Source organism: Clostridium hydrogeniformans DSM 21757, from assembly GCF_000686705.1.
Classification (GTDB): domain Bacteria; phylum Bacillota; class Clostridia; order Clostridiales; family Clostridiaceae; genus Clostridium_Z; species Clostridium_Z hydrogeniformans.
In genome coordinates, this window is the sequence record NZ_KK366004.1 from 470,224 (window position 1) to 493,480 (window position 23,257).

A 23,257-nucleotide genomic window follows, 5' to 3' on the forward strand; every position below is an offset into this window, starting at 1 on the left:
AGATATTTAGAAGGGAAGAAAGAAGTTTAATTCTAAGTATATCTTTAGTTTAGTATGTAACTTTTTTTGAAAGAGGATTTCTAGGGATTTTTTATTACTTAAAGATAAGGGATTTTAATTTAGTGAATGATAAAAATCCTTTGATTTTAGAAGGGGTTTGAGAAGAACAATATGATAAATAATGATAGTTTAAAGGAACAGGCTAAGAAACTTCCACAGGTTCCAGGGGTATATTTAATGAAGGATTCCCTGGGAAATATAATATATATTGGGAAGTCTAAAAGTCTTAGAAATAGAGTAATCCAATACTTTTATAATCTAAGCAATAGAACATCTAAAATAGAAAAGCTAGTACTCAATATCCATAATTTTGATCACATAATCACAGATACTGAGTTAGATGCTCTTTTACTTGAATGTAACCTTATTAAAAAGATAAAACCATCCTATAATAGTCTTATGAAAAATAATTCAAGATACTGTTATATAAAAATCAATTTAAATGATGAATATGGAGTGCCAGAGGTTGTTTTAGAAAAAGAAGAAGAGGATAGTTATTACTTTGGACCATATAGTTCACCTAATTTAGTTAAAGAAACACTAGGTAATATTTTTGAAGTTATGCCTTTTATAAGATGCTCTAAAAGTCCTTTAATAAGAAAAAGATGCCATGGAGTTAGTTTTTATCCTTGTAGAATAGTGTGTGAGGGAAGTTTAAAAAAAGAAGAATATAAAGATAAATTAATTAAGCTAAAAGAACTTTTAAATAAGGAAAATGATGAATTTATAAAGAATTTAGAAAAGGATATGGAAGCTGAAGCTTTAACTTTAAATTTTGAAAGAGCAAAAATTATAAGAGATTCTATAAAAAACTTAGAAGCTTTGATGTCACTTCAGGGTATTATAAATCTTGCTGAGGGAATGAAGAACATAGTGGTAATTAGTAAAATAGATGAAAGGTTTTTAAAATTATTCTGTATTAAAGGAAATAAAATTTTGTATATGGAGAAAATAGAGTCAGGAGAGTTTTATAAAAATATAATGGGAGCTTCAATTAAAATAAAAAGTGTATTTTCAATTAGTAACGTAGAAGAAGTAAATTTAACTAAAGAGGATATTGATGAGGCTAATATAATATATTCATATATAAAAAATAAAGATAATGACTTATTTTTCATTATGTTAGATGATAAGATAATAAAAAATACTAAAGCTATAAAAGAAGAAATTAATAAATCAATTAAGTTAAGGAAATAAAAACTATTTGCATTTATAAAAATTATATGTTAATATAATTCTTGCGAGTAAGCCAGACAATCGCCGCTGATGAAAGTCAGGGGAGGAAAGTCCGAGCTCCATAGGGCAGGGTGCTGGGTAACTCCCAGTGGAGGCGACTCTAAGGATAGTGCAACAGAGATATACCGCCAGAATGAAGATTCTTCATGAGATTAGCTTTTAGCTAACTGGTAAGGGTGGAAAGGGGAGGTAAGAGCTCACCAGCGCGTTGGCGACTTCGCGGCTATGTAAACCCCATCTGGAGCAAGACCGAATAGGATGGTATATGGGGCTGCCCGTCCCGCCATCGGGTGTGTCGCTGGAGCCTATTGGTAACAATAGGCCTAGATAGATGATTGTCTAATACAGAACTCGGCTTATAGGGTTATCTCGTCCATTGAAAACACTAGGTTTATGACTTAGTGTTTTTTATTTTGCCATTCTTTTGCCAGTCTAAAAAATTTTTTAGTAGAAAAAGACTAAATACCAAAAGAATAGAATATTAGGCACTACAGGAAATTTAAATAAGATTAGTAGTATAAAATATATAAAAAAGAGTAGAACAAAGATAGCTCTAACTTTTTTCCACGTGAGTGTGGTGTGTAAAAACACAAATTCATCTAAAGGACGCCATGCTTTAACATTGAAGGTTAAAGCATTGTCTTTTATAACTTCAGTGAACTCCCCATACAGTCTAATTCTCGTTACATGTAAGCTATTCATATCTAATTCACGAAATGGACAGAGTCCATTTATATAAATTTCATCAGTTTTTATATCATTATTACTTAGGGTCTTAGCATATTCTAAAATTTTTTCTCTTCCTGAAGTTACAAGATATCCCCCACTGGATTGTGTATCATGTATATCTACATATAAACCTTCATCATTTATTAATGTACTGGGTAATTTATAAGGTATAAATGGAAATAGAAGAATTAAAATAGCTAATGATAAAATAACTTTTTTAATATATTTTCTTTTTATTTTCTTCATATATAATGCCTCCATAATTATTACTTTACCATATTTAACAAAAGTGGAATAGTTATTCTATGAAAATTAATTCCTAAAAGAACTAAGTAATATAGTGATGTATTACTTAGTTCTTTTAGGAATTAAATTGTTTTATTTGTAATATGTAAAGCAATGTAAATGTAGATATGCAATAGTAAATGTAAATTTATTAAGTGGAAAAATAGAAAAATATTTGCAAATACTTGAAAAAAAATTATATTATGGTATATAGTATATATAAGTTATTTATAAAAAATAATTATTGGCTACTTGAAGGAGTGACCTTTTTGATAAAAAAAGTATTAAAAGGAATTGTAATATTAATAATTATAACAATTCAAATTTTCCTGTTAGATCCTAGAATTTTTAAAGGAAAAATTTTTTTAAAGGGTGTACCTTTGGCGGAAAAAGGAAAATTAGATCTTTCAGAATGGAATTTTTTAAAGAATGGGCATGTAAGATTAAATGGAGAATGGGAATTTTATGATAATGAAATTCTTACACCAGAAGATTTTAAGCAGGAAAAATATAAAAAAAATGATTCCGTAAAGTATGTTAATATATCATCAATAAGAAAAAGAAATACAGATAATGAAAGTATATTAAATAAAGGTATAGGAACATATAGATTAGTAATAAACATTAAATCTTCAGCAGAACTTTTTGGGATTAAGGTAGAAAATATTAAAATGAGTAATAAGTTGTATGTTAATGAGGTTCTTGAGGGAAGTAGCGGAAATCCAGCCGAAAAACATAAGGGATACATTCCTCGAAATGTAACCTATAGCACTTATTTTAATGTTCAAGGGGACGAACTTGAAATAATTTTGCAAACAGCAAACTTTGAGTACTTTTTTGGGGGAGTTCCTTATGAAATAAATTTCGGGCTTATGAAAGATATTAAATTTATAACAATAGCAACTTCTTCTTTAGAATTAACAGCAGCATTATTAGTAGTTTTGATTGCAATTTATCATTTAAATATATATTTAATGATGAAAAAGGATAAAAGTTTTTTATATTTAAGTATATGCTTTTTGATGTTTTCAGTAATATTTCTTTTAAATGGAGAAAAATTGTTGTTACAAGTATTCCCGTTAATTCCTTTTAAGGTAAGTTCTAAGGCTATACATTTTTTGATTTCTTTAACAATGATTCCACTATCATTAATTATAAAACATCTTAATAAGAATATACTTACACATAATATATTTAAAATAGTAAATATATTATGTGTATGCTTTGCGATTATATCTTTAATATCTATATATCCTATATCTTCTTATTTAAATATAGGTTTATTTATTTTTATAATATCTTTTTTAATAGTAGTAATTATAAGATTAATTATAGTATATGTAAAAAAACAATACGGACCTTTAAGAAAGGAAGGGAATCTACTTCTACTAAAATCTATAGTATGTTTATGTTTATGTATAGGTAGCAATTATATATATATTTTTGGACTTATTAACTCTACTATAATAGGATCCACAGCATTTCTTTTAGGCATAATATTTACAGTTAATACTTTATCATATAGATTTGCAGTAGCCTATGATGATATGGAAAAAATGTCAAAAAAACTTATACAAATGAATAAAGTAAAAGATGAGTTTATAGATAGAACATCCTACGAACTAAAAGCACCTTTATATGGAATAGTCAATATATCTGAAACTATGATTAAGAGCAATAGAACATATTTAGAAGAAAAGGATATTAAAGATATTATGCTTATAAACAATATAGCAGTAGGGTTAACTAATATTATAAATGATACTTTAGATATAACTTTAGTAAAAAATAAACAGTTAAAACTTGAGTTATCTTTGATAGATATTAAGGTTTGTGTGGATTTAGTTATATTATCTTTTAAACATATAATACAAAATAGAAATATAAAATTTAATAATAATATAAAGGAATCAATAATGATAGTAGCAGATGAAGATAGGGTAAGACAAAGTATATTTCATATTATTAGTAATTGTATTAATAATATGAGAGGATGTACCATAGAAATAAGTGTAAAAAAAGATGATAAATTAGTTAACATAATAATAGAATATTTAGGGGATAGAATATTAAACGATGAACAGGAATATATTCCCAAAAACTACAAAGATGTAAATCTAGTAGGTGCTACCTTAGGTTTAGATTTAGCTTATAAATTAGCAGATTTAATGAAGGGAAAAATATATTTAGAGTGGTCAGAGATAAATAAGGCAAATAGGTTTATCTTTTCATTACCTTATTCAGAAGAAAAAAATAGATTATATAAGATGAACAATAGAGAAGATAGTCAATCCTTTAATATCCCATATTTAATTGATGAGAGTAAAATAGAAAATAAAAAAGAGAAAAAAGATACAATTTTGATAGTAGATGATGAAATATTTAACATTCAAACTCTTTTAAATATACTCAGTAGAGAAGAATATAATGTTTTGACAGCTTTATCAGGGAAAGAGGCTTTTAAAAAGATAGAGGATAATAAAATTGATTTAGTAGTAGTAGATTTGATGATGCCAGAAATTTCAGGAATAGATGTATGTAAAAAAATAAGAGAAAAGTATTCTCTTATAGAACTACCTATATTAATATCAACATTAAAAAACACTAATTACGATTTAATTTTAGGGTTTGATGCAGGAGCAAATGATTTTATAACTAAACCTTTTGAAGAAAAAGAAATAATTTCTAGAGTAAGAAACTTAATTCAAATGAAAAAAGCCATGGAAGAAGCTTTAAAGAATGAATTAGCTTTTCTACAGGCACAAATAAAACCACATTTTTTATTTAATACAATAAGCACTATAATATTTTTCTGTTATAAAGATAATGAAAAAGCAGCTAAATTACTTACAAATTTTAGTGTGTATCTAAGACAAGCTTTTGATATAAATAATAGAACTATGATTGTACCATTAAGTAAAGAGCTTGAAATGGTAAATGCATATTTAGAGATAGAAAAAGCTAGATTTGGGGATAAAATTAAAGTGGAATACTATATACCAAATGAATTAAGGAAGAAAAAGATACCATCCTTGTCTATTCAACCTTTAGTAGAAAATTCCGTAAAACATGGTATTTGTAAAAAAAACCATGGGGGAACTATATATATTCTTGTTAATGAAGAAAACAATGTTCTTAATATTATAGTAAGGGATACTGGTATTGGAATGTCAGAAAAGCAAGTTGATGAATTGAAAAATATAGAAAGTAAAAAAGCTGGGGTAGGATTCTATAATGTAAGTAGAAGAATTAAAAAATTAAGTAATGCAGATATAGATATTTATAGTAAGGAAGGACAGGGAACAACAGTATCTATATTTATTAAAGAGCTATGATTAAAGTATTTTTATTAAAAAGTAAAGGTGTTTATATATTTTTTTATTTACTATTAAGGAAAAATGGTGCACTAACAAGTTATTTTGAAAGTGTATTATATTTTTGATTTAAGATATAGGATAATATTTAATTAATTATTTTTCATATGTTTATTGTGTTTATGGGAGATGAAAGTAATGAGAACTATAATTATAGATGATGAAGAACCAGTGCTACAGCTGATGAAGATTATCATGAGGAAAAATAAACATTTAGATATAGTTGGAGAATTCACCGATTCTAAAAAAGCTCTAGAAGGTATATTAAAGCTTTTGCCGGATGTTGTTTTTATAGATATAGAAATGCCATGTATGGATGGAATAGAACTAGCTAATAAAATTTTGGAGTTCGATGAGAATATACAAATAGTTTTTGTAACTGCCTATGAAAAATATGCTTTAGAAGCATTTAAAGTTAATGCAGTAAATTATATTTTAAAACCTATTATAGAGAAGGAATTAAATGCAACTGTAAAAAGACTACTAAGAAATTATAGCGTAAGAGTGGATGATTTTATAGAAAATAAAAGTAATAAAATTTTATCATTGGGAACTTTTAAGGTTTATGGAAAAAAGGATAAACTAATAAGTTGGTCAACTGCAAAAGTACAAGAGTTATTTGCATATTTTGTATATATGAGGGGAGAAGAGATTGATAAATGGATACTTTGTGATATACTTTGGCCAGATTATTTACCTAAGAAAGCAGAGCATAATTTACACAGTACAATATATAGACTAAAAGCGTCTCTTAAAAGTGTAGATATAGAAAATGTAGTTAAATATAGAAAAGGAAAATATAGCATAGACTTGAATAATTTTAATTGTGACAGTTGGGAATTTGAAAACTTTATTAAAGATAATCCAATAGTAAATGAGGAAAATATAGAGAGTTATGATAAAAGTATAGAATTATATAAAGGTAGATTATTTGGAGATGAAGGTTATACATGGAGTATAGAATTAAGTGAGAAACTTGGATTATATTATTTAGAGGGTATAAAAAATATAGCTATATATTATATGGGAAAAAACTCTTATAATACATCAGAGAAATACTTAAAGAAAGTTATTAAAGAAGATCCTTTTAATGAAAAAAACAATGAATTAATGATGAAGCTATATTTTGATAGTGGGAGTAAGGTAAATTTAGTTAATTGCTATAGAAATCTAAAAAAGTTATTGAAGGATGAGCTTGATATATCACCTAAAGTCTCCACTATAAAACTTTATAATGAATTAATATCTAATTTATAAACAGAGAAGTAAACTTCTCTGTTTTTTTATACAATCAATTAAAAATATTATTTTTAATTGATAAAAGAATAAGATAAGCATAAATACTTTGATATGGAAATAATTAGAAAATAAAAGTCTCTATTTGATATAGATATAAAATTATAATAAATAGTTTGTGAGAAGTTTGTGAGGGACATATATTATCATTAGATGGTAAAGTTACACTTAAATGAGAAAAATTATAAACTTATTATTTATTCTATACTAATTAGGTGTAGTTTTCTAAATTATTATTTAGGGGTGAGGAGATAAATATACTAAAACAATAAGGACTAAAGGGGGGGAGAAAATGAGAAAAAAAAGATTTTCTACAATTTCATTTTTACTTGCTTTATTTATGCAGTTTTCAATGATTACACCTACTGTAAAAGCTAAAGCAGCAGATCTCACAGACAAGATAAAGTTCATTACTGGAATAAAACTAACAGATGGAAAGGGTAATCCCATTAATGAATCTAATCCAATTAAAAAGAATGCAGAAGTCATACTAAATTATACCTTTGCAGTTGAAAATGTAACTACAGTAAAAAAGGGGGATAAGTATGTTATAAATATCCCAAAGGAAATACAAATAATAAAGAATTCTACTTTTCCATTAAATTTGGAAGATGGCAGTGATTCTGTGGGTGAATGTACCATAGATACTAATGGAAAAGCAACTATAGTTTTTTCTGATTATTTAGAGAAGAATTCTAATGTATCAGGATATTTTTATGTTCATACTTGGTTTGATGAGAGTCAAATAGGTAATGAAAATCCTACTCCTATTGTATTTGATCTTGGAGGAAATTCAGAGCCAGTTATAATTAATGTGAATTTTGAACAGCCCGAAACTCCAAAAGCATCTATTTATAAAGAAGGAGCATATAATGCTTCTAAGAATGAAATTACTTGGAAAGTAACAGTAAATCCTGAGAATGTTAAGGTGAGTAATGGGAAAATTGTGGACATGATACAAGAAGGACAAGAATTTATTCCGGGATCTGTTAAGATTAATGGAAAAGACGCAAGTAATGAGAGTTACAATTATGATGGACAAAACAAAAAACTCACTTATAACTTTCAAGATGTTATTAATACAATGCAAACAATAACATTTAAAACTAAGATTATAGATCCTAAAGCCTTAGGAAAGGAAGGGACTGTAACTTATCAAAAAAATACAGCAACCTTAAGTTATGATAAAGTTACTAAGGTTTCAAATGAAGCATCAGTTAGAGTTGAAACAGATTATATAAATAAGAGTGGTAGTTATGATCCATTGACAAAAAGAATAAATTGGATAATTAATGTAAATAACAATGCTCAGCGTATTACTAATGCAGTAGTAACAGATAATATTCCAGAAGGGCTTAAATTTACAGAAGGTTCTGTTAAGTTAGATGGAGTTGAAAGTAACAGCTACAAATTAGAAGGACCAAAACTTATATATACTTTTCAAAATGAAATTAATGAACCACATAAAATTACTTTTTCAACAGATGTGGTGGATCCAGATGCTTATAATTCAAATGCTTCCAAAGAATATAAAAATATAGCTACTCTCACAGGAGATGGTGTACCAGAGAATACATCAGACTCAAAGGGAGTAGGAGTTCCTACTAGTCTTATAACTAAACAGGGGGTAAATTACAATCCTTCTACTGGAGAAATAACATGGAAAGTTACAGTGAATAATAATAAAATACCTATAATCAATGGATTGGTTACAGATGACATTGACTTGGGACAAGAATATGTAGATGGTTCTGCAGAAATAAAAGAGGGAACAGAAAAAGGTTCTTTTAATTATGTGAAAGCAGAACTAAATGACAAGCAGAAGACTGGAACTTTGACATATAACTTCAATGATACTATAAAAGAAATTCATACCATAACTTTTAAAACAAGAGTAACAGATCCTAAGATATACGCTGGAAACAGTAATAAAAATTATTATAATACAGTAAAATTAACTGGAGATAATATAAAAGAATCTAAGGACAGAGGAACACAAAATGTACAAAGCTATGTTATGGAGAAAATTAGTAATGGGTTTGACTATGTAAGTAGAGAATTTACTTGGCAAATCATAGTAAATAGAAATAAAATGCATCTAAAAAATGCTTATGTTTTAGATATTATAAATGATGGACAGGAATTTGTAGATAATTCTGTAACAATTAATGGCAAAAGTGCAGATAAGAAAGATTACTCCTATGATAATGAGAAAAAGACATTAAGATATAATTTTCTAAGGGAAATTAATGATTATCAAGTAATAACATTTAAGACTAAGCTTAAAGATATTTCAGATTTATCAACAAATGGTGAAAAACAGTATAAAAATACTGGAACTCTTATTCATGATTTAGTGCCAGGTGGGGTAGAGAGTACTGGAACAGCAAAAGTAAAAAATACTTTAGTTAATAAAAGTGCTATTTACACAATGGGAAATTCTTATATTGATTGGAATGTGACAATTAATTCAAACAAAATTCCATTGAAGGATGCTTCTATAATAGATGTACTTCAAGAAGGATTAGAGCTTGACACCACATCGGTACAGTTATTCAAGCAAACATTAAGTAGTAATGGAACGTTAGTAAAAGGTGAGGAAGTAGCTTTAAATAAAAATAATGTAAAATATGATGCAAATAATAGAGAATTCACTTTTATATTACCTAGTTTAACTGAAGAAGCTTATCTTTTGAGTTTTAGAACTAATGTAACAGATAAATCAAAATCACCATTCACCAATTCAGTTTCCTTTAAAGGACAAGGTATAAAGGAGAATTCCACAGTGTCTAATATTAATGTGAAGTTCCAAGAAACAGGTGGAGGCGGAGTTGGTGCCACTGGAAGTATTAAAGTTATAAAAGTGGATAAGGAAAATCCTTCTAAAAAGTTAAAAGGTGCTGTTTTTGAACTATTGGATAAATATGATAATGTGATAAAAGTTTCAAAGCCAACAGGAGATAATGGGGAAGTTCTATTTGACAAGTTAAAGTTTGATATAGATTACTCTATAAGGGAATCTGTGGCTCCAATAGGATATAAATTAAGCGATGAGGTGTATCCATTCCAACTTAAAAATTCCAGTGATAAAAAAGATATAGTATATAATTATGTAAATGATAAAATCATTGGAGAAATAGAATTTTATAAAAATGAAGAGGACAATAAACCACTTAAAGGTGCAGAATTTAAAATTTACAAAGAGGAAGATAGTAAGTTTGAAAATCCTTTAAGTAATGCAGTAAGTGACGAAAAGGGACATGTTAAATTCAAAAATTTAGAGTATGGTTCATATTTAATAAAAGAAGTATTAGCTCCTGAAGGGTATCTTCTTTCTAATGAGATTATAAGGGCGAAAGTTCAAGAGGATGGATCAATTGTAAAAGCAGATCCATATGTAGTTTCTAACAAGAAAATTAGAGGAGATATAGAATTAATCAAAGTAGATCCTAGCAAAAATCTTCTTCAGGGAGCAGAATTCAAGCTTTATAGGAAATCTGATAGTAATTTTGAAAGCCCATTAGCCACTTCAATAAGTGATACTAAAGGTTTAGTAAAATTTAATAATATAGAGTATGGTGAATATATTATTAAAGAGACAAAAGCACCTAAAGGATATCAAAGACTTTATCGTAATATACCAGTGAATGTAACAGAAAATAATAAGACATATAATCTTGGAACTATAGAAAATTTAAAGATTGTAGAAGAGGTTAGGTTAGGAGATATCAAACTAAAAAAAGTTGATGAAAATAAGAATCCACTTAAGGGTGCAGAATTTACATTATATGATTCAGAAGGTAAAAAAGTAAAAGTTTCTACTTCTGATGATGAGGGTAATGTTATGTTTAAAGATGTACCTTATGGAAACTATAAAATTAAAGAAACAAAAGCACCAGAGGGATATAATATTTATACTGATGATATTTCAGTTAATATTAATGAAAGTGGAAAAGTATATGACCTTGGTGAAATTAAGAATTCAAAGATTAAAGAAGAGATTAAATTAGGAAATATTAAACTAAAAAAAGTGGATGAAAATAAGAATCCGCTTAAGGGTGCAGAATTTACATTATATGATTCAGAAGGTAAAAAAGTAAAAGTTTCTACTTCTAATGATGATGGTATTGTTATGTTTAAAGATGTACCTTATGGAAACTATAAAATTAAAGAAACAAAAGCACCAGAAGGATATGAAGCCTTGAAGAATGACATAGAAGTTTTTGTTTCTAAAGCTGGATATGTATATGAATATGAAGTTATAAATAATAAATCTAAAGTAATTGAAACAACAGGAAATATTGAAATCAAAAAGGTAGATGGAAATGGAAATATACTTCAAGGAGCAGAATTCACTTTATATGATAAGGATGGAAATATAGTGTTTGTTTCAATAAGCGATAAAAACGGAATAGCAGTCTTTAATGATATTAAATACGGAAAATATACCATAAAAGAAACAAAAGCACCTGAAGGATACATTTTAAGTGATAAAGAGATTAGTATTGATGTAAATTCTTCAGAAACACAAAAATTTATTATGGAAAATACAAAAGAGATTAAGAAAGAAGATCCTAATAAAGTAGAGCCAGATAAGCCAGGTTCTAAGAAAACTAATGGTATTATGCCTCAAACTGGAAGTATAATAAATACTACAATATTAATTTTATTAGGAAGTATGTTAATTCTTTTAGGATTAGGATTTGTAATAAGAGTAAGAAAGGTAGGGGAATAGTTTTTCTAAAAATCTTATGGAATCTAAGTTTGTATATCTCTAATATGTTGGGGAGTATTAACTATCTTAATTAAACCATGTTAACAATTATAAGTTTCAATATAATAAAAATACTAATGATTATAATAGAAAAATATTAAAACATAGCTGTTTCAGAATTAATTTAAAAAGTTAGTCTGAAACAGCTATATTTTTGTACTAAAAGTAAAGGTAATATTAGAAATAATATAAAGAGCCTATATTAAACAAGGATTATAATATAAAGTTATACATAAGTTTTTATAATTAACTTTGGAAAGCTTAACTTATACAGATGTTAAGTCCTGTAAATCAGGTGGTTTAACTATTGTATAAAATAAAAATTAAGGCTTATTAACCCATTCCTTCTTGAGAATTGAGTAGACTGCTAAACTAGAAAACATAGTATTCCTAATTTGGACTTCCCTTAAGGTTCCCTCATAAACCATTCCGCATTTCTCCATGACTTTTCCAGAAGCCACATTATTAATGTCATGTTTTGCACAAATTCTGTTTACTCCAATTTCCTCAAATAGATATTTTATTATTGCTTTAAAAGCTTCTGTTGTAATACCCTTGTTCCAATATTTACTTGAAATACAATAGCCGATTTCACAAGCCTCATGGATATCTTCTAATTTAACAATTGATATACTTCCAATTACCTCATTAGTATCTTTAAGCTCTATTACCCAATTATAAACCCTATTATCTTCATATTTAGATATCCATAGTTTAATAATATCTTCTGAATCCTTAATATCTTTGTGGGTTTGCCAAGATAAATATTTTGTTACCTTAGGGTCACTTCCCCAATTTTTAAACATATTATTTGAATCAGTATATTTAAATTTTCTTAATATAAGTCTAGGGGTCTCTAGTAAAGTAGTACCTTTATGTTTCATAAAATCCTCCTCTTAAAAAATACCGTTCTGTTAAGTTATATTTATCTCCTATTCTTTTAATTGTCCTACCCTCGATTAAATATAAGTCATTGTTTTGCTATAAAAATTCCATGATTTTATTCTCCGCTCATTATCATATCCTTTTATTTTATTTATTTTAATAGAAATTAGTCTATTTAATTAGCCTAGCTACTTTAAGATATTGTCATAAACTATTTTGCTCCAATTCTCAAAGTTATCATAATGATTGGAAAGGTGATTTTTATGTACCCATATTCCACTTATTATTCCATCTTCTTCAGACTTAATTTTATCTGTATTTAAATCTATTAAAAAGATTAATCCTAAATGGTCTTGATCAACTCCTTCGTTGCTTCTTATTATTCCTTTTAGTTCTGTACTTAATATTTTATCTTTAGTTACGCAAGCTTCTTCTAGTAACTCTCTTCCCATTCCATTTATGATAGTGGAGAGGGCATCATTATCTTTATCTTCTTCTCCCACATGTCCACCAACTAATCCTATTTTACCTATGAGTCTAGTTTCTCCTGAACCACACTCTCTTAATATGAAAAAGTATTTATCTATGTGTTTTAATAACACATATGGAATAGGATGTCTATATACCCCACTTGCATATTCCAGTGTAAACCTACTTTCAAATTTCTGTGTTAAATTTATCAGCACATTTTCAGTGATATCATTTAAACCAGAATACCCCATAGGTATATTTTCTAAATCTTTTTCATTAAAATATAATATTGTCTCTCTTGTGGATGTTTTTTCTTCGGATAATATAGTATTTTTTAATGAATTTAGCTCTTGCCATTGATGGGTATATAATTCATATGAATCTCTTTCCTTTATTATTTCTTGTAAATTCTTTTTATTCATTGTCATCAGTCTCCAATTTGTTTTTAATTTTATATTGATCTTACTTTTAAATAGTTAGAATAGGCTATATTAAGTTTATTGTAGGATTATTTTACATACAATAGAATAAACAAACCTATATAGTTTCAAAGAGTTAGCAATCCTATAAAGAATAAAGATATATTTTTATATAAGATTAAAGGAATGAAAAAATATTTTTTATATAAAACTATTGAAGTTTTAGTGTATTAGTAGTTCTTTTATTCTATATACATTATACTGTAAATGGGAAATGTTTACATATATATTTATGTTTATAGTCCTATAAATAAAGACTTTACATATATAATTTATAGGAGTATAATCTTAAATCATAAGTGAATAACTGGGATAGAGGTGCGAAATTTAAGATTACTATTGCAGAGGTAAGCACGTTGAAGTAATAGGAAAGGAAATTTCGCCGAAGTATATAATTAATGCTTTAATATTATATACTGGTTTTGCATATAACATATGTAGGACTGTCACAAGTAGTTTTGTGGAGGGCTATCATTCTTGAATAATAAGTGGGATTAATATAAATCCTGTTTTTAACTCTGAATGTATTTCTTCAGGGTTTTTTATTTTGCCTTTATTATTTATTTAAAATTAGTTCTGTTCATGGAAAAGTTATATTATCTTGGTTATAGCTTATCGGAAATAATACCGATAAGGGGGAGAAAAATGTTAAATACATCAGAAAAAAATGAGAAGATACAAGAGACGAGAGAACTTAAGAGAAGCTTAAGTGCTAGACACTTAAATATGATTGCTATGGGGGGATCCATAGGAACAGGTATATTTTTATCCTTGGGAGATACTATTAAAGAGGCAGGGCCAGGAGGAGCTTTAGTTGCTTATGGATGTATAGGAATTATGGTATATTTTTTAATAACTAGCCTTGGAGAAATGGCTACATTTATGCCGGTAACAGGATCCTTTGAGACTTATGCAACTAAGTTTATAGATCCATCTTTAGGGTTTGCTTTAGGATGGAATTACTGGTATAACTGTGGCAGCAGAGATGGTAGCTAGTGGTCTTGTAATGAAGTTTTGGTTCCCTAACGTACCAGCAATAGTATGGAGTATAGTTTTTTTAATGCTAATAGTTATATTAAACTTATTATCTACAAAGGCCTATGGAGAATCAGAGTATTGGTTTGCAAGTATTAAGGTTATTACTGTAATTATATTTATAGTAATTGGACTAGCTAATATAATTGGTATTATGGGAGGAGAAGCAGTAGGGTTTAAGAATTTCACCATAGGAGATGCACCATTTGTAGGAGGTGCTAAATCTATATTTATGATTTTTTTAATAGCTGGTTTTTCTTTTCAAGGTACTGAATTAGTGGGAATAGCTGCTGGAGAGAGTGAACATCCAGAAAAGACTATACCAAAGGCAATTAAAACAATATTTTGGAGAATTTTATTGTTTTATCTAGGCACAATATTTGTAGTGGGAGCCTTAGTACCTTATACTGAAGCGGGGGTTGAAACAAGTCCTTTTACTATGGTATTTGAGAGAGTAGGTATATCTTTTGCAGCCTCTTTAATGAATGGAGTAATATTAACCTCTATTCTATCCTGTGGAAATTCAGGCATGTATGCTTCAACTAGAATGTTATATGCTATGGATAAAGATGGGAAAGCACCTAAGTTTTTATCAAAGGTTAATAAAAGAGGGGTTCCTGTAAATTCACTAATAGCAACAACCTTAGTTGCATCAGCTTGCTTCTTAACTGGAGTTTGTGCAGAGAATACTGTTTATGTATGGCTAGTGGCAGCCTCAGGTCTTGCAGGATTTATATCTTGGTTAGGTATAGCAGTATGCCATTACCGTTTTCGTAAGGCTTACATATATCAAGGAATGGATTTAAACAAATTAAAATATAAGGCAAAACTTTTTCCGCTAGGACCTATTTTAGCATTTATATTATGTATAGTTGTGGTATTAGGACAAGGTCTTAGCTACTTACAACAAGAAACCATAGATATAAGTGGGTTAATAGCTGCATATATAGGTATTCCTATCTTTATAGTGCTATGGATAGTATATAAGGTTAAACATAAAACTAAAATGGTTTCCCTTGAAGATGTAGATTTAAATACTAATCATAAGTAATATAGTTTTTTAATTCATATATGAGTTAACTTTTGAAAGTTGTAGGTTTTAAAATTTGTATAAAACAAGTTTTTAGGCATAAGCACTATATCTAGGGATTTTAAATATCTATTTTATAAAAATAATAATAATTCCTAGTTTTTGGTTAAAAAGGCTTTATCATAATATAAACTATGATGAAGCCTTTTGTAAGATTAAATTTAATTAAAATGTAGTTTTACTTAAATGAAGTATGGTTAAAAAGTTTAAAACGAAACCATATTTAAGAATAGAGTTCATTAGTAGGTACTTTATATCCCCATCTCTTGTACATGGAGCAGAACTTAATTCAAGGAGTTCTATTTAGGGATTTTATTAGAGTTAGAATGTCTTTAGAATCAAAGTTTGTTGAAAGTCAAGCATTAAAGGATTTTCTACATAATTCAATGGCTTTCTATAAATAAGAGTCTTTTAGTGAAGGAGTTACTATTTCAACGGCTATTTTAATCATTTGAATGTTATTATTATATATTTAGACTAACAATTTACTATTGTTCTCTTATTTAATTATAGCATGCAAAATTATTTATGGAATATTTGAGATAAATATATAAATATTACTTTTAGCTTAAAACCCTTATATATTAGGGTATAATGTAAAAATGGTATAATGGATTTTAAAGAGAAAAATATAAATATAATTTATAGGTTTAAACATAATAGGATTTTTGGAGGAAATATGAAGTCTATAGGAATAATAACAGATAGAGTGGGTTATCTTACTAAATTTCTAGAATGTAATATAAAAGAGGTGCTTGGTGATGATATAGAAATTAATAGCTATTTCCTAGATCATTTAAATGAAGGAGATTTAATAGAAGATAAGGTTGTCCTTGTTATGATAAGAGAAAGAGCTTATGAAATAAAAAAATATGTAAGTGTAAAAAGTAAAATAATAGTAGTAAATAGAACTTTTCAAGAAAAGGATATATATAAAGTATTTTCTATTCCAGAAGGAACTGATGTATTGGTAGTTAATGATAATGAACAAACTACCTATGAAACAGTATCCTTATTTTATGAGATAGGAGTAAATCACTTAAATCTTATAGCCTATATAGACGGAGAGGATTATTCTAATATCAATATAGCTCTTACCCCGGGGGTTAGTGAGAGGATTCCAAGATATATAAGGGAAACTATAGATTTAGGAAATAGATATATAGATATATCTACATTTATACAAATAATAAGTGTTCTTGATATAGATACTATTGATATAGGAAAAAGGCTTATTAAGTATTCAGAGAAAATAATAAGTCTAGATGGGGGCATTAGAGATAAATATAAGGAGTTATTTTTAAAAATAGAAGAACTTGACGCCATATTAAATATATCAAGGGATGGTATAGTATTCACCAATGAAAAGGGGATAATAAAAGTTTTTAATGAAAGCTTTAAAAACATTTTAGATTTAAAGGGAGATCTTCAAGAGTTTTCAGTAGAGGACATATTTAAAGAAGATCTTGAAAAAATTATAAAGGAAGAAGAAGTTTTAGATGAGGTTTTCCAGTTTAAAGACAAATATATAAATGTTAAGAAAACTAGTATATATAACTTAGGAATAAAAAAAGGAAGTTATTATAATATTCAAGAGATAACTTACATAAAACAGTTAGAGCAAAATCTTACAAGGCAGATAAAAGCAAAGGGACAAATTGCTAGGTATTATTTTCATCACATAAAAACTAGTTGTCCTTCTATGATTCAATGTATAAATCTTTCTAAGAAAATATCTAAGTCAGATCTTACAGTATTAATAATAGGAGAAAGTGGAACAGGAAAAGAACTTTTAGCTCAGTCCATGCATAATGAATCAGAAAGAAGTAAGCAGCCTTTTGTAGCTGTAAACTGTGCAGCTATGCCAGAGAATCTTTTAGAAAGTGAATTATTTGGTTATGAAAAAGGGGCATTTACAGGAGCATTGAAGGATGGGAAAAAGGGTCTTTTTGAAGTTGCTAATAATGGAACCATATTCTTAGATGAGATAGGAGATATGCCACTTCTTCTTCAAACAAAGTTATTGAGAGTTTTACAAGAAAGGCAAATAATGCCGGTAGGGTCTGAAAAAATTATAAATATAAATGTAAGAGTTATAGCAGCTACTAATAAGAACATTCTTAAGATGATAAAAGAGGGGAAGTTTAGGGAGGATTTATATTATAGACTTAATGTACTTCCTGTAAGTGTTCCACCTCTTAGGGAAAGAAGAGAAGATATAATAACTCTTTTAAATCATTTTATTGGAAGAGATATAGAAATAGAGGAAAAAGCAAAGCAGAGCTTACTTTCTCATAGATGGCCAGGAAATATAAGAGAACTTCAAAATGTAGCATCTTATATTTCTTTAATGTGTGAGGAAAAGGTTAGAGCTTCAGATTTACCTCTTACCATAGAAAAGGAAGAGAGAAACTACAATTATGAGGAGGATATTTTAAGAAATAAATGTGATTTCTATAAATCCTTAGATATTCTTAAGGTAATAAATAACTTTAATGATAGAAATGAAACTCTAGGTAGAGAGCGGATAATAAGTATATTTAATCAAAGAAATATGAAACTTTCTGAGGGAGAGGCTAAGAAAATTTTAGTTATTTTAAAAGAATTAGAACTTATAACTTCTTCAGTGGGGAGAAAGGGAAGTGAAATAACTGATAAAGGAAAAGAATTTATAGCTTTTTATTAAGAGTATAATAGAGTAGAAATAGGTTTATTAATAGGAACGATATATCCTGTTAATAAACCTATTTATTTTTAAAAAGGTTTATTAAATAAAAAATAATAGGATATAGAAAAACACAACCCTTGATAATGTTTACAAAACAAAGGTTTTAAAAATTTTTATTAAAAAAATAAAATATAAGTTAATTTTGGCATGACCATTGCTGATTATAATAATTACACATATGTGATTATATTAGGAGGTAAACTATGAAGAGAAAAGCTAGAATAGGTATATCAGGTAGCATAATTGTAGATGAGGGAGGAATGTTCCCAGGTTATGAAAGAGCCTATGTTAATGATGACTATGTTAAGTCTGTTATAAAGGCAGGAGGAATTCCAGTAATACTACCACTAATAAAAGATGAGGAGGATATAAAAGCACAGCTTGAAATGGTAGATGGAATTATAATGTCAGGAGGACATGATGTAAATCCTTTATTATATGGAGAGGAACCTTCTCAAAAACTTGGAGGAATATTACCAAAAAGAGATGACTTTGATATGAAGTTAATAAAGGTTGCTATGGAAATGAAAAAACCTCTTCTAGGAATTTGTAGAGGACATCAAATACTAAATGTAGCAAATGGAGGAACCTTGTATCAAGATTTATCTTTTATAGATGGATGTTATGTAAAGCATAATCAAGGATCTCTTCCAAGTATAGCAACTCACACTGTTAATATGAAAGAGGGAACAAAGCTAAGAGGTATTTTAGGAGAAGAAACTCATATTAATAGTTTTCACCATTTAGCAATTAAGGATGTGGCAGAAGGATTTATACCATGTGCTTTTGCAAAGGATGGAGTAGTAGAAGCTATAGAAAAAGTAGGGGAAGAATTTATAATGGGAATACAATGGCATCCAGAAATGATGTCAGGAGAAAGTGAGAATATGGCTTTAATATTTAAAAGACTTATAGAGGAAGCTACAAAGAAAATTTAGAATTTATTTGGGGGAAAGGAGATTTCTTATGGATAATAAGAAAAAATTAGGTTTTTGGAGTATTGTACTTTTAGGGATAAATGCAATTATAGGATCGGGTATATTTTTATTACCTAATCAAGCTATGATGTTAATAGGACCAGCAAGTATGCTAGTAATAGTATTTGATATGTTACTTGTTGTTAGTATTGCAATGTGTTTTGCAGAAGTGGGAGGAATGTTTAAGAAAAATGGTGGACCTTATGTTTATGCTAAGGAAGCCTTTGGTGATTTTATAGGATTTGAAGTGGGATTTATGAAATGGGCCATAAGTATAATAGCTTGGGCAGCTATGGCTGTAGCCTTTGCCACAGCTTTAGGTAAGGTATGGCCAGTAGCCACTGATAAGACAGTAAGTAATGTCATAGTAGTTTGTATTTTACTAGGACTTGGAATAATAAATATATTAGGCGTAAATATATCTAAGGCATTAAATAATATAATAACTATGGGGAAATTAATACCTCTTGTAATGTTTGTAGCCATTGGGATATTTTATATAAAGGGAAGTAATTTTACACCGATTTTTCCAAGTGGTCAATATGAGGCAGGATCTTTTGGAGCGGCAGCACTTTTAATTTTTTATGCATTTACAGGATTTGAGTCTATAGCAGTAGCTGCTGAGGATATGGATAATCCAGAAAAAAATGTGCCAAAAGCAATAATAACAGTTATGATAATAGTTTCATTATTTTATTTATTAATACAAGGTGTATCCATAGGGATATTAGGAGAAGGATTAGCTAAGACTCAAACACCAGTGGCAGATGCAGCAACCTTGTTTTTAGGATCTTTTGGAGGAGCTATAGTTAGTGCGGGTACATTAATATCAATAGGTGGAATAAATATAGCAGCATCTTTTATAACTCCAAGAAGTGGAGTAGCTTTAGCAGAAGATGGCTTACTTCCAAAGGTTATAGCTAAGAAAGGAACTAGGGGAACACCTTATGTTGCTATAATTATAACAGTAGCTTTAGCTATACCGATAGCTTTATCAGGAAGCTTTACAAAGCTTGCAGCTATAAGTGTTGTTTCAAGATTTGCTCAATATGTACCAACTTGTCTTTCTGTAATAGTTTTAAGGAAGAAGAGACCAGAGCTTAAAAGCTCATTTAGAGTTCCTTTTGGTCCAGTAATACCAATAATTGCAGTTGTGGTAAGTGGATGGCTTCTTGTACAATCATCTATGGAAAAAATATTATGGGGACTTGGCGGATTAGTAATTGGAATACCTATATATTTTATAATGAAAAGTTATAATGAAAAACAAAATAGAACCATAGGATAAAGCAAGAGATTAGAAAGGAGAGGTACTTTGGATAAGAATGGATATATTAAACTTTTAAGGGAAGAGGTTGTACCAGCTTTAGGATGCACAGAGCCTATAGCTATAGCCTATGCCACTTCTAAATGCAAGGATTTATTAGATGATACAATAGAAAGCATAGAATTATTTTTAAGTGCAAACATAATAAAAAATGCTTTAGGTGTTGGAATCCCTGGGACAGGAATGATAGGGATTGATATAGCAGCAGCCTTAGGATATATAGGTGGAGATTCTAAACTAGAGCTTCAGGTATTAAATAAGATTACTAAAGAAGACTTAGAGAAGGCAAAAGCTATGGTTAATGAGGGGATAGTAAAGACTACCATAAAGGAAAATTGTGATAAGCTTTATATAGAAGTTCACTGTAAATCTAAAAAGCACTTAGCTAAGGTAATTATAAGTGGAAATCATAGCAATATAGTTAAAATAGAACTGGATAATAATATTATTTTAGATAATGAGACTAAAAATGGTAAAAATGAAGAAAAGAATATAGAAAGAAAAATTACCATAGATAAAATTTATGATTTTATAACTACAGTAGACTTTCATAGTATTAAATTTCTCTTAGAAGGAGCTGCTATGAATAAGATTGTATCAGAAGAAGGATTAAAAGGAGACTATGGTCTTAATGTAGGTAAAAAGCTTTTAAACCCTAAAACTTTAGTTTTAGGGGGAGAAACACTACAAAATAAAATTGTAGCTAGTACTGCTGCAGCATCTGATGCTAGAATGTCTGGATGTACTATGTCCATAATGACTACAGCAGGAAGTGGAAATCAAGGCATAACTGCTACAGTACCTTCTGTTATTTTAAGTGAGGAATTAGGTAAGAGTGATGAAGATTTAGCAAGAGCTTTAGCCCTTAGCAACCTTGTAACTATACATGTTAAATCCTTTATTGGAAGATTATCACCCTTATGTGGTGCTGGTATAGCAGCCTCAATAGGGTCATGTACAGCTATCACTTATCTTCTGGGTGGGGAACTTAAAAACATAAATTATGCTATAAAAAATATGATAGGTGATATTTCAGGAATTATTTGTGATGGGGCAAAAACCACCTGTGCTTTGAAAATTGCTACTGGAATTAATGCAGCTATACAATGTGCAACCTTAGCATTAAATGATATAGAGCCAAGAGAAAGTGATGGTATAGTCCATAAGGATGTTGAGGAGACTATAAAGAATTTAGGTACCCTTGGTATAAGGGGAATGGAAAGTACGGATAAAGTTATCTTAAATATGATGTTAGAAAAATAATTAAATGGTTTATTAATGGTGTATGACAAAACTTAATTAAAATAGTATTATGGGCTTAAATATAAACAGTAGATAGGTTTGGGTAAAAACAAATTTATCTACTGTTTTTTATAAAATATTAGTGAATTTAGGAAAACCTACTTATTTTAAGATAAAAAAATATTACTGGAGAATTTTGCTTCCAGCAATATTTATAGTTTAAATATATAAATAATACAGAAGTAAATATTTAGGCTAACTAAATATTTTTTCTCTGCATATTCCAAGTTTATACCATTCACAACTTTTACAAATACTTTCAAAAACATCAGATGTAATTTCGTCTTTTATAAATCTTATAGTATCATGAAAGTTATAAATTTTATCAGGCTCTAAATTAAAGAAGGAAATAACCTTATTATCCATAGCCATTATTTTTTCATCAGCAATACAGTTAAAATCATTTATTTTGTTAGGACAGCACTTGCATATAGAATCATTATGAGCTTTTAATTGAAATAATATTGAGGAATCTGAATTTAACTCATTATAAATCTTGTCCATATTTTCAGTAAAAGTTTTATCGTAACCATTTCCTATATATGCTTGAAGGCATAAAAGGTGATGAGCTCTTAGTTTAATCATTTACTCTCTCCTTTAGCTTAACTTTAAAGATAGAGATTTTACTAATCTTTTTCTTATTTGGAGTCCTAAGAATGCAGCTAAAAATACCATGACAATGTCCTTAGCTATAAAAGGATAGAAACCATATACTAATGCTGTGGATAGAGAAAGATTAGAAATATAAGATAACTGAATAACTCCAAAGGCATAATCTATAAGAACACCTATAAATGCTAAGACAAAGAATAATATATTATTCTTTTTTTCAACACCAAAGCCAATTAAGTAACACATAATAGGGAAGCCGATTAAGTAACCACCAGTAGGTCCTACAATTGCTCCTAGACCACTAGACATTCCAGAAAATACAGGGATACCTATGGCACCTAGTAAAAGGTAAATTATAAGAGATAAAAACCCTAATTTTCTGCCAAGTATAGTTCCTATTAAGACTACACCGAAAACCTGAAGTGTAATAGGAACAGAAGTAAATGGTAATGGAATAGATATTTGAGATAACACTGCCATTATGGCAGCAAAAAGTCCAACTATTATAATTTCATTTAAAGTAAGTTTATTATTCATGTTAATCCTCCCATGTAAACTTTATAATAAAAGTAAGTTTACATTAATTTTATAAAGTTT

General features: G+C 28.4%; 13 protein-coding genes, 1 other RNA gene, 1 pseudogene and 1 riboswitch. Of the genes and pseudogenes, 10 read left to right on the top strand and 5 right to left on the bottom strand.

Annotated elements, in window-relative coordinates:
* The first annotated feature begins 171 nt into the window (after window positions 1-171).
* Together BR69_RS20685 and rnpB are read left to right on the top strand one after the other, a co-directional pair.
* Window positions 172-1,257 carry a GIY-YIG nuclease family protein gene (locus BR69_RS20685; protein ID WP_051623642.1) on the top strand — a complete coding sequence of 362 codons (1,086 nt, stop codon included), beginning with the start codon at window positions 172-174 and terminating at the stop codon, window positions 1,255-1,257.
* A gap of 44 nt (window positions 1,258-1,301) precedes the next feature.
* An RNA gene (gene rnpB, locus BR69_RS21265) (RNase P RNA component class A) lies at window positions 1,302-1,672 on the top strand.
* A 68-nt stretch (window positions 1,673-1,740) separates the two neighbouring features.
* Here the strand turns inward: rnpB and BR69_RS0115465 are convergent.
* Complete coding sequence (locus BR69_RS0115465; RefSeq protein ID WP_027633994.1) at window positions 1,741-2,271, bottom strand: hypothetical protein; 531 nt, start codon at window positions 2,269-2,271, stop codon at window positions 1,741-1,743.
* A 308-nt stretch (window positions 2,272-2,579) separates the two neighbouring features.
* Between BR69_RS0115465 and BR69_RS0115470 the strand changes: the two genes are divergently transcribed.
* The 3 genes from BR69_RS0115470 (at window position 2,580) to BR69_RS0115480 (ending at window position 11,715) form a co-directional block, all read left to right on the top strand.
* On the top strand, window positions 2,580-5,645 hold the full coding sequence (locus BR69_RS0115470) for a hybrid sensor histidine kinase/response regulator (RefSeq protein WP_027633995.1): 3,066 nt from the start codon (window positions 2,580-2,582) through the stop codon (window positions 5,643-5,645).
* Between the two features lie 177 nt (window positions 5,646-5,822).
* On the top strand, window positions 5,823-6,941 hold the full coding sequence (locus tag BR69_RS0115475; RefSeq protein ID WP_027633996.1) for a response regulator: 1,119 nt from the start codon (window positions 5,823-5,825) through the stop codon (window positions 6,939-6,941).
* A 331-nt stretch (window positions 6,942-7,272) separates the two neighbouring features.
* Window positions 7,273-11,715 (top strand): SpaA isopeptide-forming pilin-related protein, encoded by a 4,443-nt coding sequence (locus BR69_RS0115480; RefSeq protein ID WP_027633997.1) that lies wholly within the window; start codon window positions 7,273-7,275, stop codon window positions 11,713-11,715.
* A gap of 362 nt (window positions 11,716-12,077) precedes the next feature.
* Here the strand turns inward: BR69_RS0115480 and BR69_RS0115485 are convergent, their stop codons facing one another.
* Window positions 12,078-12,638, bottom strand: a complete 561-nt coding sequence (locus tag BR69_RS0115485; protein WP_027633998.1) for a GNAT family N-acetyltransferase — start codon at window positions 12,636-12,638, stop codon at window positions 12,078-12,080.
* Between the two features lie 189 nt (window positions 12,639-12,827).
* Window positions 12,828-13,532 carry an NUDIX hydrolase gene (locus BR69_RS0115490; protein WP_034850010.1) on the bottom strand — a complete coding sequence of 235 codons (705 nt, stop codon included), beginning with the start codon at window positions 13,530-13,532 and terminating at the stop codon, window positions 12,828-12,830.
* 362 nt (window positions 13,533-13,894) lie between these two features.
* Window positions 13,895-14,068, top strand: a riboswitch (Lysine riboswitch).
* 166 nt (window positions 14,069-14,234) lie between these two features.
* On the opposite strand from BR69_RS0115490, the pseudogene BR69_RS20690 reads away from it, so the two are divergent.
* From BR69_RS20690 to BR69_RS0115515, 5 genes and pseudogenes are all read left to right on the top strand, one after another.
* Window positions 14,235-15,675 (top strand): annotated as a pseudogene (locus BR69_RS20690) (amino acid permease).
* A 718-nt stretch (window positions 15,676-16,393) separates the two neighbouring features.
* Window positions 16,394-18,400 (top strand): sigma-54 interaction domain-containing protein, encoded by a 2,007-nt coding sequence (locus BR69_RS0115500; protein WP_027634000.1) that lies wholly within the window; start codon window positions 16,394-16,396, stop codon window positions 18,398-18,400.
* A gap of 245 nt (window positions 18,401-18,645) precedes the next feature.
* Window positions 18,646-19,380: a gamma-glutamyl-gamma-aminobutyrate hydrolase family protein gene (locus tag BR69_RS0115505; RefSeq protein WP_027634001.1), complete on the top strand. Its 735-nt coding sequence runs from the start codon at window positions 18,646-18,648 to the stop codon at window positions 19,378-19,380.
* A 28-nt stretch (window positions 19,381-19,408) separates the two neighbouring features.
* Window positions 19,409-20,707, top strand: a complete 1,299-nt coding sequence (locus tag BR69_RS0115510; protein ID WP_027634002.1) for an APC family permease — start codon at window positions 19,409-19,411, stop codon at window positions 20,705-20,707.
* 27 nt (window positions 20,708-20,734) lie between these two features.
* Window positions 20,735-22,009, top strand: a complete 1,275-nt coding sequence (locus tag BR69_RS0115515) for an L-cysteine desulfidase family protein (RefSeq protein WP_027634003.1) — start codon at window positions 20,735-20,737, stop codon at window positions 22,007-22,009.
* Between the two features lie 234 nt (window positions 22,010-22,243).
* Here BR69_RS0115515 and BR69_RS0115520 read toward each other — a convergent pair whose 3' ends face one another.
* Window positions 22,244-22,633, bottom strand: a complete 390-nt coding sequence (locus tag BR69_RS0115520) for a DUF1284 domain-containing protein (protein WP_027634004.1) — start codon at window positions 22,631-22,633, stop codon at window positions 22,244-22,246.
* Window positions 22,634-22,645: 12 nt separating this feature from the next.
* A complete protein-coding gene (locus BR69_RS0115525; RefSeq protein ID WP_027634005.1) occupies window positions 22,646-23,197 on the bottom strand; it encodes a biotin transporter BioY in 552 nt (183 codons plus the stop codon).
* Window positions 23,198-23,257: the final 60 nt, after the last annotated feature.